Annotated in this window: 11 protein-coding genes and 3 rRNA genes; 7 read left to right on the plus strand and 7 right to left on the minus strand. The window is 42.9% G+C overall.

The window, feature by feature from the left end; all coding sequences use genetic code 11:
- Nucleotides 1-32: 32 nt before the first annotated feature.
- On the plus strand, nt 33-206 hold the full coding sequence (locus ACMAZF_RS18595; RefSeq protein WP_435275206.1) for an oxidoreductase-like domain-containing protein: 174 nt from the start codon (nt 33-35) through the stop codon (nt 204-206).
- On the opposite strand, the gene ACMAZF_RS18600 is transcribed toward ACMAZF_RS18595, so the two are convergent.
- On the minus strand, nt 207-593 hold the full coding sequence (locus tag ACMAZF_RS18600) for an MAPEG family protein (RefSeq protein WP_435275207.1): 387 nt from the start codon (nt 591-593) through the stop codon (nt 207-209).
- Between the two features lie 83 nt (nt 594-676).
- On the opposite strand from ACMAZF_RS18600, the gene ACMAZF_RS18605 reads away from it, so the two are divergent.
- The 3 genes from ACMAZF_RS18605 to istB all read left to right on the plus strand — a co-directional run bounded on the left by ACMAZF_RS18605 (nt 677) and on the right by istB (nt 4098).
- Nucleotides 677-1570, plus strand: coding sequence for a DUF2927 domain-containing protein (locus tag ACMAZF_RS18605; RefSeq protein ID WP_435275208.1), 894 nt, complete (start codon nt 677-679; stop codon nt 1568-1570).
- A 732-nt stretch (nt 1571-2302) separates the two neighbouring features.
- On the plus strand, nt 2303-3328 hold the full coding sequence (gene istA, locus ACMAZF_RS18610; RefSeq protein WP_435275209.1) for an IS21 family transposase: 1026 nt from the start codon (nt 2303-2305) through the stop codon (nt 3326-3328).
- Nucleotides 3325-4098, plus strand: coding sequence for an IS21-like element helper ATPase IstB (istB, locus tag ACMAZF_RS18615; RefSeq protein ID WP_435273981.1), 774 nt, complete (start codon nt 3325-3327; stop codon nt 4096-4098). Before istA ends, istB begins: the two co-directional genes overlap by 4 nt.
- Nucleotides 4099-4504: 406 nt before the next feature.
- On the opposite strand, the gene rrf is transcribed toward istB, so the two are convergent.
- From rrf to ACMAZF_RS18645, 6 genes are all read right to left on the minus strand, one after another.
- A 5S ribosomal RNA gene (rrf, locus tag ACMAZF_RS18620) occupies nt 4505-4620 on the minus strand.
- 219 nt (nt 4621-4839) lie between these two features.
- Nucleotides 4840-7733 (minus strand): 23S ribosomal RNA (locus ACMAZF_RS18625).
- Between the two features lie 660 nt (nt 7734-8393).
- Nucleotides 8394-9940, minus strand: a 16S ribosomal RNA gene (locus ACMAZF_RS18630).
- Together the 16S, 23S and 5S rRNA genes form the textbook arrangement of a ribosomal RNA operon.
- A gap of 611 nt (nt 9941-10551) precedes the next feature.
- A complete protein-coding gene (locus tag ACMAZF_RS18635) occupies nt 10552-11049 on the minus strand; it encodes a cytochrome c-type biogenesis protein (protein WP_435275210.1) in 498 nt (165 codons plus the stop codon).
- Nucleotides 11046-11588 (minus strand): DsbE family thiol:disulfide interchange protein, encoded by a 543-nt coding sequence (locus ACMAZF_RS18640; RefSeq protein ID WP_435275211.1) that lies wholly within the window; start codon nt 11586-11588, stop codon nt 11046-11048. Before ACMAZF_RS18640 ends, ACMAZF_RS18635 begins: the two co-directional genes overlap by 4 nt.
- 10 nt (nt 11589-11598) lie before the next feature.
- On the minus strand, nt 11599-13569 hold the full coding sequence (locus tag ACMAZF_RS18645) for a heme lyase CcmF/NrfE family subunit (RefSeq protein ID WP_435275212.1): 1971 nt from the start codon (nt 13567-13569) through the stop codon (nt 11599-11601).
- Nucleotides 13570-13870: 301 nt separating this feature from the next.
- On the opposite strand from ACMAZF_RS18645, the gene ccmI reads away from it, so the two are divergent.
- Genes ccmI through ccmB form a run of 3 tightly spaced genes read left to right on the plus strand, consistent with a single transcriptional unit; the run spans nt 13871 to nt 16424 of the window.
- A complete protein-coding gene (gene ccmI, locus ACMAZF_RS18650) occupies nt 13871-15103 on the plus strand; it encodes a c-type cytochrome biogenesis protein CcmI (protein WP_435275213.1) in 1233 nt (410 codons plus the stop codon).
- A gap of 2 nt (nt 15104-15105) precedes the next feature.
- On the plus strand, nt 15106-15732 hold the full coding sequence (ccmA, locus tag ACMAZF_RS18655; protein ID WP_435275214.1) for a cytochrome c biogenesis heme-transporting ATPase CcmA: 627 nt from the start codon (nt 15106-15108) through the stop codon (nt 15730-15732).
- On the plus strand, nt 15732-16424 hold the full coding sequence (ccmB, locus tag ACMAZF_RS18660) for a heme exporter protein CcmB (RefSeq protein ID WP_435275215.1): 693 nt from the start codon (nt 15732-15734) through the stop codon (nt 16422-16424). The genes ccmA and ccmB overlap by 1 nt, the downstream gene beginning before the upstream one ends.
- Nucleotides 16425-16435: the final 11 nt, after the last annotated feature.

The following is a 16435-nucleotide window of genomic DNA, read 5'->3' on the forward strand; positions in this document are numbered from 1 at the left end:
CTAGATCATTATTTACAATAATCATAAAAACTATGACAGATTTAATCGAAAAACCAGAGAAGCCCCTCGATGATGATTGCTGCGGCGGCGGTTCGTGTTGTCCTTGTGTTTGGGATCATTTCTACGAACAAATGAGTATCTATAGAAAACAACAACGAGAAATAGCGGCACAGGCGGAAGCGAACAATTCAGATCCGAATAATTAATTAAATCATCGATAATAAAATAATCGAAAAGCTCGATACAGTCGCCACAGCCCACAATACCGACCGTACTATATTTATATTTAAATAATACATCGCACTATAAAAAATCCGAGCTACAATATGTGCGATGGCTAAATAAACAACTTCCTGACTCGTAGTGTTCGTCGCCATCGCTGTTGACATTGCGATCCCAAAAATTATCAACGCTTCAAATGCATTTTGATGAGCCGCTAAAGCGCGAGCCCCGAACCCAGTTAACTGGGCTTGCTGCTGTCTTGGATGGCGATTGTCATAGCCACCATTTCTATGCATTGCGATAGCAACTGGAATTTTCGAGAAATAAGGCAATAACGCACCAATAAAAGTTAATAAAATAAGCGTGTTCATCAAATACTCAACATGATAATTTGGTTGTAAGTAAATGAAACATATCACAGACTCTAAATAATCTATAAATATTGGGATGACAATTGAAAATTAAATTTTGCGTTATAGCAGCTGTCATAATGAGTGTCATACCGACGAAGTGCCTATACGCAAATATCAATGCTTGGCCACACATTAGTTATATTAGTAATAGCTTTCTTGAAGTTGGTTTAGGTGCTGAACATGGTAAAAGCCACAACCTAAACCTACGAAAGTGGAATAAACCTTTACGTATATATGTTGAGCATCAAATAGGGGATCAGCCACTACATGATCAATTGCTAGACGCTCACATCAGTCAACTCGTAAAAATTACAAACTTTGACATCAGCCGAGTGAAAAATAAATCAGAAGCTAACGTTTATTATTACTTCACGAAACAATCAATCCTTCCTAGCCTAGTTCAAAATGAACTAGATCAGTCTGTTGTTGAATATTTGCACGGCGCAATTTGTCTAGCTAATGTAAAAACAGATAAAGGTAATAACATTATATCCGCCCATATATTTATTCCAGTTGACCAAGCTCGAATGCATGGTAAATTGGTTGCTTGCATCGTCGAAGAGCTAACTCAATCTTTAGGGCTAATCAGGGATTCCGATCTTGTATTTCCATCAATATTCAACGATAAAACACGAAATGCATTATTAACTGGATTGGATGAAATATTACTACGGCTATTAGCTGAAGATACTGTAAAAGCAGGAATGTCACGCGAGGAGCTGGAACCAATTCTTCATTCCATACTGATGAAGTACCAACGTCAAGGATTAATAAGAACAGCAGAACAAAGAGTTCAAGAAGGTGCCTTATACGAAATGCTCGGCTTCAAACGCCGTAAAAATGCCAATAATAAGATGACGAAATCATCATCAAAATATCGCCCATTAAGTGCAATAGATCTCATAAAAGCAGCTAATAATAAAATATCCAACTAGCCACTCAAAACCTAATCGATAATATCTAAATTAGCCTAATAATAAGAAATAGGCTAACAGATTAAAAGCTAACTAACCAACGTTTGGAGTAAATCTATCTAACTGATAAACGGCAACAGAATTAGAACTACGCAGTAGCCTTTTAAATAAATAACTGCATAAATGGATGAACTCAAATTTATCTTAAACTTGAATTTATACGCAAAAACAAAAAAAGCCTCCCCAGCCAATGCGGTGCTTTCCCCTAAATAGATGTCTAGCAATGTCCTACTCTCTTGATTCGAAGTCCCTCGAACATTGTTCGAGGAAACAAGAATCAAGCAAACTAAGGAAGGTCAGTCGCTCAGCAACACAACTTTTTCCGACGTTGATGATACCTGTCATCACGCGTCAATCACTAAACGTCAGAAAACAAAAAAGCCGCTACATTTCTGTAGCGGCTTTCTCTAAATAGGTGTCTAGCAATGACGTGCAAGGATGCACTAATGCCGCGAGCACAGGATGTGCAAGAGCGGTGTCCTACTCTCTTGAGCCTTGTTGCGTCGTACAGCGTTCGACGCAACAAGGCGAAAGCAAGTTGGGGACAAAATGGCAGGAAAGCCATTTTGCACAGCGTAAGCTGCCCGAAGGGTGAGCTACATGGATGTCACCAACGGTGCAAAAATGACCCACTAACATCGATCCAAAATTGACCCACCGATGTATCATTTATTTATTTTTAGGTGATACGGTATGTTAACGAAGGAGCTATTTGTGGATATTAAAGTCCTGCATAAACAAGGCAAAAGCATTCGCGCCATTGCCAAGGAATTAAACGTATCGCGCAATACTGTGCGTAAATATTTAAGAGGATATGACGTGCCTCATTATACAAAACGACATTCACCTCCGACTAAACTCAGTCCCTTCCATGAGTATATTCAAGGTCGAATAAATGCTGCAAAACCACACTGGATCCCAGCTGTTGTTTTGTTGTCAGAAATAAAATCTAGAGGTTATCAAGGTGGAATAACGCAACTCAGGGTGTATTTATCCCCTTTCAAGCAATTAACACCAGAGCCTATTGTTCGATTTGAAACCGGTCCGGGTCAACAAATGCAAATAGACTTCACCACGATTAAACGCGGAAAGCTTACCATTAAGGCGTTTGTGGCAACCCTTGGCTATTCACGAGCCTGCTACGTCTATTTTTATGACCATGAGCGAACAGAAGCATGGATGGACGGATTAAGGGAAGCATTTCACTATTTTGGCGGCGTTCCAAAACAAGTGTTATGCGACAACGCTAAAGCATTAGTTATTGAGCGCGATGTTTACGGTGAAGGAAAGCACCGTTGGAATCAATCGTTTCTTGATTTGGCTGAGGAATATGGTTTTCAACCCAAAGCATGTCGGCCGTATCGTGCTAAAACCAAGGGGAAAGTTGAACGATTTAACCATTACTTGAAGAATAGCTTTGTTGTACCACTGCATGCAACGCTCAAGCAAGCGGGCTTATCGTTAGATTGTGCAAATGCCAATAGCAAAATTGGCGGATGGCTAAACGATGTCGCCCACCAACGTATTCATGGTACGACCGCACAAAAGCCGCAATACCTCCTTGATGAAGAAGTGGCGTACTTACAACCGCTTCCACAAAAACTTCACAGCAGTTTGGATTTAAAGAGCAGCGCATTAGTGTCGTTTATTGCGCCCATTGATATTGAATGCTATCAACACCCGATATCTGTTTACAGTGAACTACTGGAGCAACTATGAGTATTCAACATGAACAAATCGCTTCAATATGTGAGCAACTCAATTTAAGAAATATAGAAAACAACTGGCCTAACATTGCGAGTCGATGCGTCAAAAATGAAAGTAGTTATGCTGACTTTTTGTATCAGATCCTCACTAGCGAGTTAGAGAATAAGTATGATCGGGCGCGAGAAATCATGCTAAAAATGTCCGGTTTTCCAAGCATCAAAACACTAGACCAATTTAACTTCAAGATTGCAACAGGGGCACCACGTAAAGCGATAACGGAGCTAAGCTCGCTTGCCTTTATTGAGCGGTGTGAGAATGTCATTTTACTAGGTCCAAGTGGTACAGGTAAAACGCACTTAGCCATTGCGTTAGGTTATAAAGCCATTGAGCAACGCAAGAAAACACGTTTTATCAGTGCCGCAGATTTAATGCTTCAGCTAAGCAGTGCACAGCGGCAAGGAAAATTGAAAAGCTACATGCAACGCTCTATTCTTGCTCCTCGGTTGCTAATCATCGATGAGATAGGCTATTTACCATTTGGCCGTGATGAAGCAAATCTATTTTTTAATGTCATTGCCAAGCGTTATGAAAAAGGCAGTTTGATTCTAACGAGCAATTTACCCTTTGGACAGTGGCCGAGCGCCTTTTCAGATGATGCAACTTTAACAGCGGCCATGTTAGATCGCGTACTACATCACTCTCATGTGTTGCAATTAACTGGCGAAAGCTATCGATTAAGAGAAAAAAGAAAAGCGGGTATTATTGATACCTATCAAGACTAACTGGGTCAGTTTTCAATCGATGAATTACTGAAAAAGTGGGTCAATTTTAAACCGTTGTTGACACATGGATGTAGCGAATGAATCCCGGCGAAGCAGCGGGTGAACATCGGGAGCAGGACTGCGCGGTAGCGCTTTAGGCGTGAGGCCCCGTCATTACGATGAAGCCACAGTAATACCAATTGCATTAAATATTTGCCCACTTGTACTTGTTAAAATTAACTAAAATGGCGTTGCTCTCAATCCTAATAGCCAGCTATTAGTCAATCGAGCGCCTTGTTTTAGCTGATTTTCTCTACGCACAACAAGATCACTTACTTAATGCAATTGGTATAATAGGTAAAATTCAAAGTCGTAAAATGCAAAAGGCCCCGTGTATTTCTACACGGGGCCTCTCGACTAAATAGGTGTTTGGCAATGTCCTACTCTCACATGGGGAAGCCCCACACTACCATCGGCGCTATGTCGTTTCACTACTGAGTTCGGAATGGGATCAGGTGGGACCAACATGCTATGGTTACCAAACTAATTTGACGTGAATGGATTCACTAACATCGCGGTGCCATGGATGGCAAAGAGCGATGTGTTACAGCGAACACAACCACTAAATTTGGAAAGCTTTCAAAAATCTTCTTAAACACAACAAGCGTTCTTTGTTGGATATTTCTGAGACTAGAACATCTCTTGAAAAATAGATTGAGTATCTATTTTTAAGATGTTCATGTAAAACACATTAGGTGTTGTATGATTAAGCCTCACGGGTCATTAGTACAAGTTAGCTCAACGCCTCACAACGCTTACACACCTTGCCTATCAACGTAGTAGTCTCCTACGGCCCTTTAGGGAGATTAAATCTCCAGTGAGAACTCATCTCGAGGCTCGCTTCCCGCTTAGATGCTTTCAGCGGTTATCGATTCCGAACGTAGCTACCGGGCAATGCCATTGGCATGACAACCCGAACACCAGCGGTTCGTCCACTCCGGTCCTCTCGTACTAGGAGCAGCTCCTCTCAATTCTCAAACGCCCACGGCAGATAGGGACCGAACTGTCTCACGACGTTCTAAACCCAGCTCGCGTACCACTTTAAATGGCGAACAGCCATACCCTTGGGACCGACTTCAGCCCCAGGATGTGATGAGCCGACATCGAGGTGCCAAACACCGCCGTCGATATGAACTCTTGGGCGGTATCAGCCTGTTATCCCCGGAGTACCTTTTATCCGTTGAGCGATGGCCCTTCCATACAGAACCACCGGATCACTATGACCTACTTTCGTACCTGCTCGACGTGTCTGTCTCGCAGTCAAGCTAGCTTATACCATTATACTAACCGCATGATGTCCGACCATGCTTAGCTAACCTTCGTACTCCTCCGTTACTCTTTGGGAGGAGACCGCCCCAGTCAAACTACCCACCAGACACTGTCCTCAATCCCGATAAGGGACCTAAGTTAGAACATCAAACGTACAAGGGTGGTATTTCAAGATTGCCTCCACCAAAACTAGCGTTCTGGTTTCAAAGGCTCCCACCTATCCTACACATGTAGGTTCAATGTTCAGTGCCAAGCTGTAGTAAAGGTTCACGGGGTCTTTCCGTCTAGCCGCGGGTACACTGCATCTTCACAGCGATTTCAATTTCACTGAGTCTCGGGTGGAGACAGCGTGGCCATCATTACACCATTCGTGCAGGTCGGAACTTACCCGACAAGGAATTTCGCTACCTTAGGACCGTTATAGTTACGGCCGCCGTTTACCGGGGCTTCGATCATGAGCTTCGAACCGAAGTTCTAACCCAATCAATTAACCTTCCGGCACCGGGCAGGTGTCACACCGTATACGTCATCTTACGATTTTGCACAGTGCTGTGTTTTTAATAAACAGTTGCAGCCACCTGGTCACTGCGACTGACCGTAGCTTAGAGAGCAAGTCTCATCACCACAGCCAGCGTACCTTCTCCCGAAGTTACGGTACTATTTTGCCTAGTTCCTTCACCCGAGTTCTCTCAAGCGCCTTGGTATTCTCTACCCGACCACCTGTGTCGGTTTGGAGTACGATTCCTTATAATCTGAAGCTTAGAGGCTTTTCCTGGAAGTATGGCATCATCTACTTCACTACCGTAGTAGCTCGTCATCGACTCTCAGCCAAAGTTGTTCCGGATTTACCTAAAACAACGGCCTACTGCCTTAAACATGGACAACCAACGCCATGCTAGATTAGCCTTCTCCGTCCCCCCATCGCAATTATAAGAAGTACTGGAATATTAACCAGTTTCCCATCGACTACGCATTTCTGCCTCGCCTTAGGGGTCGACTTACCCTGCCCCGATTAACGTTGGACAGGAACCCTTGGTCTTTCGGCGAGGAGGTTTTTCACCCCCTTTATCGTTACTCATGTCAGCATTCGCACTTCTGATACCTCCAGCATGCCTGACAGCACACCTTCAACGGCTTACAGAACGCTCCCCTACCACTCATACAAAGTATGAATCCGCAGCTTCGGTGACTAGTTTAGCCCCGTTAAATCTTCCGCGCAGGCCGACTCGACTAGTGAGCTATTACGCTTTCTTTAAAAGATGGCTGCTTCTAAGCCAACCTCCTAGCTGTCTAAGCCTTCCCACATCGTTTCCCACTTAACTAGTACTTTGGGACCTTAGCTGGCGGTCTGGGTTGTTTCCCTCTTCACTACGGACGTTAGCACCCGCAGTGTGTCTGCCATGATTGCACTCATTGGTATTCGGAGTTTGCAAAGGGTTGGTAAGTCGGGATGACCCCCTAGCCTTAACAGTGCTCTACCCCCAATGGTGATACATGACGCTCTACCTAAATAGATTTCGGGGAGAACCAGCTATCTCCGGGTTTGATTGGCCTTTCACCCCTAGCCACAGGTCATCACCGCATTTTTCAACATACGTGTGTTCGGTCCTCCAGTTGATGTTACTCAACCTTCAACCTGCCCATGGCTAGATCACCCGGTTTCGGGTCTACACCTTGCAACTATCGCCCAGTTAAGACTCGGTTTCCCTACGGCTCCCCTATACGGTTAACCTTGCTACAAAATGTAAGTCGCTGACCCATTATACAAAAGGTACGCAGTCACACAGCAAATCTGTGCTCCCACTGCTTGTACGTATACGGTTTCAGGTTCTATTTCACTCCCCTCACAGGGGTTCTTTTCGCCTTTCCCTCACGGTACTGGTTCACTATCGGTCAATTAGTAGTATTTAGCCTTGGAGGATGGTCCCCCCATCTTCAAACAGGATATCACGTGTCCCGTCCTACTCGTTTTCATAAAAAATTCGTCTTCGTCTACAGGACTATCACCTTCTATCGTCGCACTTTCCAGAGCATTCGACTGACTTATTAATTACTTAAGGGCTGGTCCCCGTTCGCTCGCCGCTACTAAGGGAATCTCGGTTGATTTCTTTTCCTCCGGGTACTTAGATGTTTCAGTTCCCCGGGTTCGCCTCACAACGCTATGTATTCACGTTGAGATAACTGCCTTATGGCAGCTGGGTTTCCCCATTCGGAAATCGTTGGCTATTGCGGTTTTTATCACCTTGCCAACGCTTATCGCAGATTAACACGTCCTTCATCGCCTCTAATTGCCTAGGCATCCACCGTATACGCTTAGTCACTTAATCATACAACACCTAATGTGTCTTGCTTGATTCTTTTCTCTACTGCGCCGTTGGACTTCGTCATTCGGTCAGTTATGTAACACGTTACACGTCTTCCCTCATTGCTCGTCCGCCTTGCATTAGAAAAATTATCTGCGCAATACGTTAGATGTGTTAATTAAAACAACTAATGTTTTCGATTTCACAGACCAATGTCTGCTATGTCTAGTTTTATCATTATTCTTCTAATTATCCTGAAAAATAAATTAAGTATTTATTTTTAGATTATTAGCTTCGTAAATCATTTTCGCCTCAAAAATATCCAAGAACACTTGTTGTGTTCGTAATTAGCATTCACTAATTACTTAAGAACTTCGAATAAAAATTATTGTTTACACAATAATCTAAATTCTATTTTTGAATTTATCAGCTTTCCAAATTGTTAAAGAGCAGTCTTTATTAAAAAGACAAAGGTAAGCAATGTTGCTTAACTTTGTCGTTTCAGACAATGTTGATTCTATAAAAGAGATTTATTATCGCTTTTTCATCAACATGCTAGTGTATTCAAATAATCTGTGTGGACACTTAAAGAAAAGTATCGAATGATTGGTCATCACAAGTGACGACCTGAATAAAACTGTATTTTTAGATTAATTATCTAAAAATCTGTTTTATTTTTGTCTGTAAGGAGGTGATCCAGCCCCAGGTTCCCCTAGGGCTACCTTGTTACGACTTCACCCCAGTCATGAACCACAAAGTGGTGAGCGTCCTCCCCGAAAGGTTAAACTACCCACTTCTTTTGCAGCCCACTCCCATGGTGTGACGGGCGGTGTGTACAAGGCCCGGGAACGTATTCACCGTAGCATTCTGATCTACGATTACTAGCGATTCCGACTTCATGGAGTCGAGTTGCAGACTCCAATCCGGACTACGACGCACTTTTTGGGATTGGCTCCACCTCGCGGCTTCGCAACCCTTTGTATGCGCCATTGTAGCACGTGTGTAGCCCTACTCGTAAGGGCCATGATGACTTGACGTCGTCCCCACCTTCCTCCGGTTTATCACCGGCAGTCTCCCTAGAGTTCCCACCATTACGTGCTGGCAACTAAGGATAGGGGTTGCGCTCGTTGCGGGACTTAACCCAACATTTCACAACACGAGCTGACGACAGCCATGCAGCACCTGTCTCACAGTTCCCGAAGGCACCAATTCATCTCTGAAAAGTTCTGTGGATGTCAAGAGTAGGTAAGGTTCTTCGCGTTGCATCGAATTAAACCACATGCTCCACCGCTTGTGCGGGCCCCCGTCAATTCATTTGAGTTTTAACCTTGCGGCCGTACTCCCCAGGCGGTCAACTTAATGCGTTAGCTGCGCCACCCAGTGCTCAAGGCACCAGTCGGCTAGTTGACATCGTTTACGGCGTGGACTACCGGGGTATCTAATCCCGTTTGCTCCCCACGCTTTCGTACATGAGCGTCAGTTATTGTCCAGGTGGCCGCCTTCGCCACTGGTATTCCTTCAGATCTCTACGCATTTCACCGCTACACCTGAAATTCTACCACCCTCTACAAAACTCTAGTTTGTCAGTTCGAAATGCAGTTCCCAGGTTGAGCCCGGGGCTTTCACATCTCGCTTAACAAACCGCCTGCGTACGCTTTACGCCCAGTAATTCCGATTAACGCTCGGACCCTCCGTATTACCGCGGCTGCTGGCACGGAGTTAGCCGGTCCTTCTTCTGCGAGTAACGTCACAGCTAGCAGTTATTAACTACTAACCTTTCCTCCTCGCTGAAAGTACTTTACAACCCGAAGGCCTTCTTCATACACGCGGCATGGCTGCATCAGAGTTTCCTCCATTGTGCAATATTCCCCACTGCTGCCTCCCGTAGGAGTCTGGACCGTGTCTCAGTTCCAGTGTGGCTGATCATCCTCTCAAACCAGCTAGGGATCGTCGCCTTGGTGAGCCTTTACCTCACCAACTAGCTAATCCCACTTGGGCACATCCAATCGCGAAAGGCTCCGAAGAGTCCCCTTCTTTCCCCCGTAGGGCGTATGCGGTATTAGCCATCGTTTCCAATGGTTGTCCCCCACGACTGGGCAGTTTCCCAAGCATTACTCACCCGTCCGCCGCTCGACACCTCAGGAGCAAGCTCCCTTGTGTTTCCGCTCGACTTGCATGTGTTAGGCCTGCCGCCAGCGTTCAATCTGAGCCATGATCAAACTCTTCAATTAAAAGTTTAACTGTTTAACGTTCCCTACTTTTACATAAGAAACGACTCAATGAATTTACTGTCATATCAAGTAATTTCTTACTTGGTGTGAACATCTTCATTAAGTATTTTTTGATACTTAACCGATTTAGCCTTGAACATTTGATTAATAATCAAATGTTAGCTAAGTCTTAAAAATGCCCACACAGTTTATTTGAATACTTATTGTTAAAGAACGTTTCAACTCGACTTACTCAAAGTAAGGAGTTACGCTTCAAACCGTGTGGCTCGTTGCGTTAGGGATGCGTATCTTACGTCATTCCTTTTTGAAGTCAACAACTAATTTTAAATAATTTTTAAAGATAATTTAAAGCGTTGTTTTTCTTCCTAACCCGTATCAGCGCTGCTTCTTAGCTCTTCGTTAAAAGATGCTCTATCAGTGCTTCCCCGTGTCAGTGGATGCGCATTATAGAGATCCCATCGAACTTGGCAAGGGCTTTTTTAATCTTTTATTTCGTTTGGTCATTAAAGCTTCGAATCGGTCACAAAACAGTGCAAGTTAGTGCATTAATCAACCTCAACAACAAAAAAGGACAGTATAAACTGTCCTTTTCATTATTTATTCACGTCACTTTACTTTAAGAGCTTGTCTATTTGAGCTTGCTCTTGTTCAGTGAGGCTATCGATATCATTCTCTTGCTGGGAATTAGCGACTTGCAATTCACCACGACGCTTTCTTTGTCTCATTACAATGTATGCAACCATAATGACTCCAAAAACACCAAAACCTATTGGTCCATACCAGAGGAAATAGGTAACGCGATCAAGTTTAGGCTTATAAAGTACAAAGCTACCGTAGCGCATAACCATATATTCCATAATTTGCTCATCGGTACGTCCCTCTTCGAGTAACCTACGAACTTCACGGCGTAGATCCTGTGAAATAAGTGAGTTTGAATCTGCAAGATTTTGATTTTGACATTTTGGACACCGAAGTATTTTATTCAATTTATGAAATCGAACTTCATACTCAGATGTACTAAAGGTGTATGTTTCAACTGATGTACTATTACTTTCAGTGCTAAATAGCACGATAATAAATGTCATTAAGGCGATTATTAATTGTTTCACGTTTCATTCGCCTTGTTTTTTAAAGAGTCTATTAGCGGTTTTATCTTAGTGTTCCAAGCAACAGGATCGAGAATACCAGCATATCGCAATTTAATAACACCATTACCATCAACAACGAACGTCTCTGGAGCACCGTATACGCCAAGATCCAGCGCTAACTTCCCATCAACATCATAGACGGTGAACTGATAAGGATCTTGGTAGTCTTTTAGCCATTGTTGTGCAGCAGATAAATCATCTTTAAAGTTAATGCCATAGATAGGTAAACCACTCTTGGCAAGATCTAGAAGATAAGGATGTTCAATTTTACAGCCTGCACACCAGGTTCCCCAAATATTAAGGAGATAAACTTCACCTTTAAGATCGGCGTTTGTAACAACTCGGCTCTGATCGGTAACCGTCAGTAACTTAAACGCGGGAACTGGTTTGCCCTCTAATGCTGATGGCATAGCCTGAGGATTAAGGTAGAGCCCTCTATATAAGAAGAAGCCAAGCACCATAAATAAGATAAGTGGTAAAAATAGTAATACTCTTTTCATTATAAGTGTCCTAGGCAATTGCCGGTTGAGATTCAACGGATGCATTAGCTGTTGATTTGCGGCGGTAACGCTTATCAAACATACATAAGAATCCACCTAGCATTATTATCAAACCAGCCAACCATAATAGATTGATATATGGTTTAACGTAAATTCGTACTGCCCAAGCGTCGTTATCAAGTGGATCACCTAAGGCAACAAATAAATCTCGAGTCAGGGTACTGTCAATGCCAGCCTCAGTCATTCCCATCGTTTGCACGCGATACACTCGACGTTCAGGGTGAAGGCTTGCTACTCGTTGGCCATTCTCATACGCAATAATAGTTGCACGTTGTGAACTATAGTTTGGCCCTTCAACGGGTTCTACCGTTTGTAATGAGAACTCATAGCCGCTGAGTGATACTTTATCGCCTTTATCCATTCGAACATCAAGTTGCGATTCGTAATGGCTAACCAAGGTCACACCAACAATAGCAATAGCAATACCGAGATGGGCAGTTACCATGCCCCAATAACTTTGGGTCGGACGCGTTATATCAAGTTTACCGTCTCGCCCTTTTATACTGGTATGAGTATTTTTCAACGTACCTAAGGTTAACCAACAAGCGAGGCCCATTCCAATTGCAACCCAACCGATAAACTCATCACCATAGACGATTGGAAATGCAAGACCAAAAATCACGCTAACCAATGCAATTATGCCAAGCTCATTAATTAGCGTACCCGCTTTATTTTTCTTCCAACGAATAATAGGCGCCGCCGCCATAATCACCACCATTACCGCAATAATGGGATTAAACACGGTATTGAAGAATGGGGGACCTACCGATATTTTTCCATATCCTAGCGCGTCAACTAACAGTGGGTATAACGTGCCAAGTAAAACAGTTGCTGTCGCTACAACCAATGCTATATTGCCTAAGAGAATTAATGTTTCTTTAGAAAGTAATTCAAAATTAGACGGCTCACGCAATGAACTTGCTTTAAATGCAAACAAGGTCAGAGAGCCTATTACCGCAATAGCAAGGAGCAACAATATAAACATACCGCGCGAAGGATCGGCTGCGAATGAATGTACTGAATTAAGCACACCAGAACGTACTAAGAAGGTTCCTAATAAGCTTAACGAAAATGCAGAAATCGCTAGTAATACCGTCCAGTTTCTAAATTGACCGCGCTGTTCGGTAACCGATAACGAATGAATAAGTGCTGTTCCAACTAGCCACGGCATAAATGAGGCATTTTCTACGGGATCCCAGAACCACCAGCCGCCCCAGCCAAGTTCATAATATGCCCACCAACTACCGAGCATGATACCTACCGTTAGAAATGCCCAAGCAGCGAGTGTCCAAGGCCTTGTCCAGCGAGCCCATGCGGCATCCATTTTGCCACTCATCAGCGCCGCGACGGCAAATGCAAAGGCGACAGAAAAGCCAACATAGCCAAGATAAAGCATAGGTGGATGGAGAATAAGTCCAATATCCTGTAACAACGGATTTAGATCTCGCCCCTGCGTTGGAATATCAAATAAAATTCGATCGAAAGGATTAGAGGTAAGCAAAGTAAATAGGAAGAAACCAGCCGCAACCAACCCCAGAATTGATAGTACTCTAGCAACGAAGGCTTCTTCTAATTGTCGACTAGTTGCTGCCAATGCCAATGTCCAGACACATAATGTTAATACCCAAAATAACAATGAGCCTTCATGACCACCAAACACAGCGGCAATTTTATATTGAATCGGCAATTCAGTATTAGACTGGTGCGCGATGTACGCCACAGAGAAATCGTCGGTTATAAAACTATAAGTTAATAAGCCATAACTTACAGCGGCAAAGAAGAACATGCCGAAGGTGAGAGGTCTAGCGTAACGAATTAGGCTTAAATTATTTTGCGCCACACCAACTAGTGGGATAACGCCAAGAGCAATTGCGAACATTAGTCCGACGATAAATGAGAAATTTCCTAACTCAGGGATCATTTCACTTCCTCAGTATTAAAGATAAAACTGCTATTTAGCAGCATAATGCATCGGGTACTTATAATAACTGATCACAACCTCGATTAACTAATAAAGATCAAAAAATCCTTATTTAGGTCCGTACAATTAAAACAACAGAAGCTCGATGGACACTGATAATCAGCAAAAGTTTCATGATTTTTATAATTTATTTTTCGCAACTTGATCCTGCATAAATTTTACGGTGATAGCTATACCACAAGGCATATTTTAACGTACAATCAGCACCAATTTTTCATAAGCATTGGCGACGAGTCAAATCATGACAACTGAACTTTGGGCAGCAATAGGTTTTATGGTGCTAATAGCACTTCTTATTTTATGGTGGCCTTATGCTCGAAATAGCCAAATCAAAGCGCAATCGAATAATGCGCGAAATGAAGCTAATAAAGAAAGCTATTTCACTTCATTAGAAAAAATTGATACTCAACTTGCTGAAAATCGTATTGATCAACAAGAATACGACGAGCTAAAAACAGAGCTAGGCCGTAAGCTATTACAAGAAGCAACAGATAGTAGCGAGCAACTAGAAGTAAAATCTCACTCGATACTTTTCCCTATTATCTTGAGCGGTTTGCTAGCATCAGCATCAATTTATATGTATCTAAATATTGGTGAATCTCAACACCTTGAACAAGCGATGGCTCAGAATGCTCAAGCAAAATCACAGCAAGAGAAATATCAACAAGCACTGTCGCTGCTTGAAGAAAAAGTTGCTCAAAATCCTAATAACAGTGAAATGTTATTTAACTTGGCGCATTTTTATATCTCAGCGCAGCAATTTGACAATGCTATCGCGTCATTTAAAAAACTAATTACTATGGTTGGTGAGCATGCTGAGTTTATCGGCCCTCAAGCTCAAGCTCTGTATTATAAAAACAATCAACAAATGACGGATGAAGTTAAGCAACTCATCGAACAAGCCTTAGCACTTGATCCCAACGATGTATCAACCTTAGTGTTGGTTGGCATGGATAATTTTGTTAACGGAAACTACGGACAAGCTATTGTGGTGTGGCAACGTGTAGTGAACAACGGTCGTCCAGGTACTGACATCGATGCACTAACCAATGCAATTGCCAATGCAAAGCAACGATTGGCAATGACAGGTCAACCGATCCCTGAAGTTGAGACACCAGTTGTGTCAAAAAGCGGCGTTGATGTTGACGTTGCTATTAGTGAAAAACTAGATGGTTCTTTTACATCAGACCAAACGATCTTTATTTATGCAATTGCGCTTGAAGGCCCTCGTATGCCACTAGCGGCAATCAAGCTTACCGCGGGCGATTTACCACTATCCATTCGCTTAGATGATTCTCGAGCGATGACACCAGCAGCTAAAATTAGTCAGCACAAACAAGTGCGGTTATTTGCTGTTGTCTCAAAAAGTGGCAGTCCTGGAATTAAATCAGGTGACTTACACGGCATGATTGAAAAAGCAGATATTGACGCCCAGCAGCCTTATCAACTTATCATTGATAAAGTAGCAGAATAATCATGAACAGCTTGTTGCGCGCTCACCAATTAACTTGTATTCGTGAAGATCGTGTTTTATTTGACGAACTTTCATTTACGGTAAATGCTGGCGATTTAATTCAGATTGAAGGTGCTAACGGTGCCGGAAAAACTAGCCTGCTGCGTCTGCTCGCCGGATTATCTCTTCCGTATGAAGGTGAAGTGCGCTACCAAGAGCAAGCTATTACAAAATGTCGCGAAAATTACTATCAGGATTTAACCTTTATTGGCCACTTAGCTGGTGTTAAAGGTGAACTTACTGCGGTTGAGAACTTATCCTTTAGTTTAGCGTTACAACAAGACAGCATTGATAATATCGACAATGCGATTGAACGCGTCAGTTTAACTGGGTTTGAAGACAGCTACGCATCGCATCTTTCGGCAGGTCAAAATCGTCGTATTGCCCTTGCTCGATTGTGGCAAAGCACCAGTAAGATTTGGATCCTAGACGAACCCTTTACCGCCATTGATAAATCTGGCGTTGCGCAGCTAGAGCAGTTATTTCTGGATCATGTAGCACGCGGCGGCGCGATAATATTTACCAGCCATCAAGAATTACAAATAGCTAACCAGTCAGTGCAACGCATCAACTTAGAGGATCTCATTTAATGTCCACGCCTCATCCACTAAGTTATCGTCAATTATTTTGGCAAGTTATGCACCGCGACTTAAAAGTTGCAGTGCATAACAAAGGGGATATTTTAAATCCGCTGATTTTTTTAGTGATAGTTATTACCTTGTTCCCGCTAGGTATTGGACCAGAAACAAATCTATTAACACGAATTGCTCCAGGTATTATTTGGGTGGCAGCGCTATTATCAGCGCTCTTGTCATTGGAAAGATTATTTAAAAATGACTTCAGCGATGGTTCGCTTGAGCAAATGCTACTGAGCCCTCAGCCTTTATTTATTATGGTGCTAGCTAAAATTAGCGCTCACTGGCTACTAACCGGGCTTCCTATTATATTAATCGCACCATTACTTGCATTAATGCTGCATATGGATCCGCTAGCCTACCCTGCACTTATGATAACATTAGCATTGGGAACGCCAATATTGAGCCTGATCGGCGCGATTGGTGTAGCATTGACAGTTGGCCTCAAAAAAGGCGGCGTTCTATTAAGTTTATTGATTTTACCACTATATATACCAGTCTTAATTTTCGCGACTGGCGCCATAGAAGCTGCAGCGCTTAATATGCCTTATAGTGGACATATAGCAATTATTTCAGCGTTGTTAGTACTTGCATTGACCTTGAGTCCATTTGCAGTAAGTGCCGCATTGCGCGTTAGTACCAATTAATTTAAATTTTT

The organism is Psychrobium sp. nBUS_13, assembly GCF_051201665.1.
Taxonomy (GTDB): domain Bacteria; phylum Pseudomonadota; class Gammaproteobacteria; order Enterobacterales; family Psychrobiaceae; genus Psychrobium.

Excerpts from the sequence above, each read along its gene's own strand:
- ACMAZF_RS18595 (WP_435275206.1), top strand. The coding sequence starts at position 33 with ATGACAGATTTAATCGAAAAACCAGAGAAGCCCCTCGATGATGATTGC.
- ACMAZF_RS18600 (WP_435275207.1), bottom strand. The coding sequence starts at position 593 with ATGAACACGCTTATTTTATTAACTTTTATTGGTGCGTTATTGCCTTAT.
- istA (WP_435275209.1), top strand. The coding sequence starts at position 2,303 with ATGTTAACGAAGGAGCTATTTGTGGATATTAAAGTCCTGCATAAACAA.
- istB (WP_435273981.1), top strand. The coding sequence starts at position 3,325 with ATGAGTATTCAACATGAACAAATCGCTTCAATATGTGAGCAACTCAAT.
- ACMAZF_RS18640 (WP_435275211.1), bottom strand. The coding sequence starts at position 11,588 with ATGAAAAGAGTATTACTATTTTTACCACTTATCTTATTTATGGTGCTT.
- ACMAZF_RS18645 (WP_435275212.1), bottom strand. The coding sequence starts at position 13,569 with ATGATCCCTGAGTTAGGAAATTTCTCATTTATCGTCGGACTAATGTTC.
- ccmI (WP_435275213.1), top strand. The coding sequence starts at position 13,871 with ATGACAACTGAACTTTGGGCAGCAATAGGTTTTATGGTGCTAATAGCA.
- ccmA (WP_435275214.1), top strand. The coding sequence starts at position 15,106 with ATGAACAGCTTGTTGCGCGCTCACCAATTAACTTGTATTCGTGAAGAT.
- ccmB (WP_435275215.1), top strand. The coding sequence starts at position 15,732 with ATGTCCACGCCTCATCCACTAAGTTATCGTCAATTATTTTGGCAAGTT.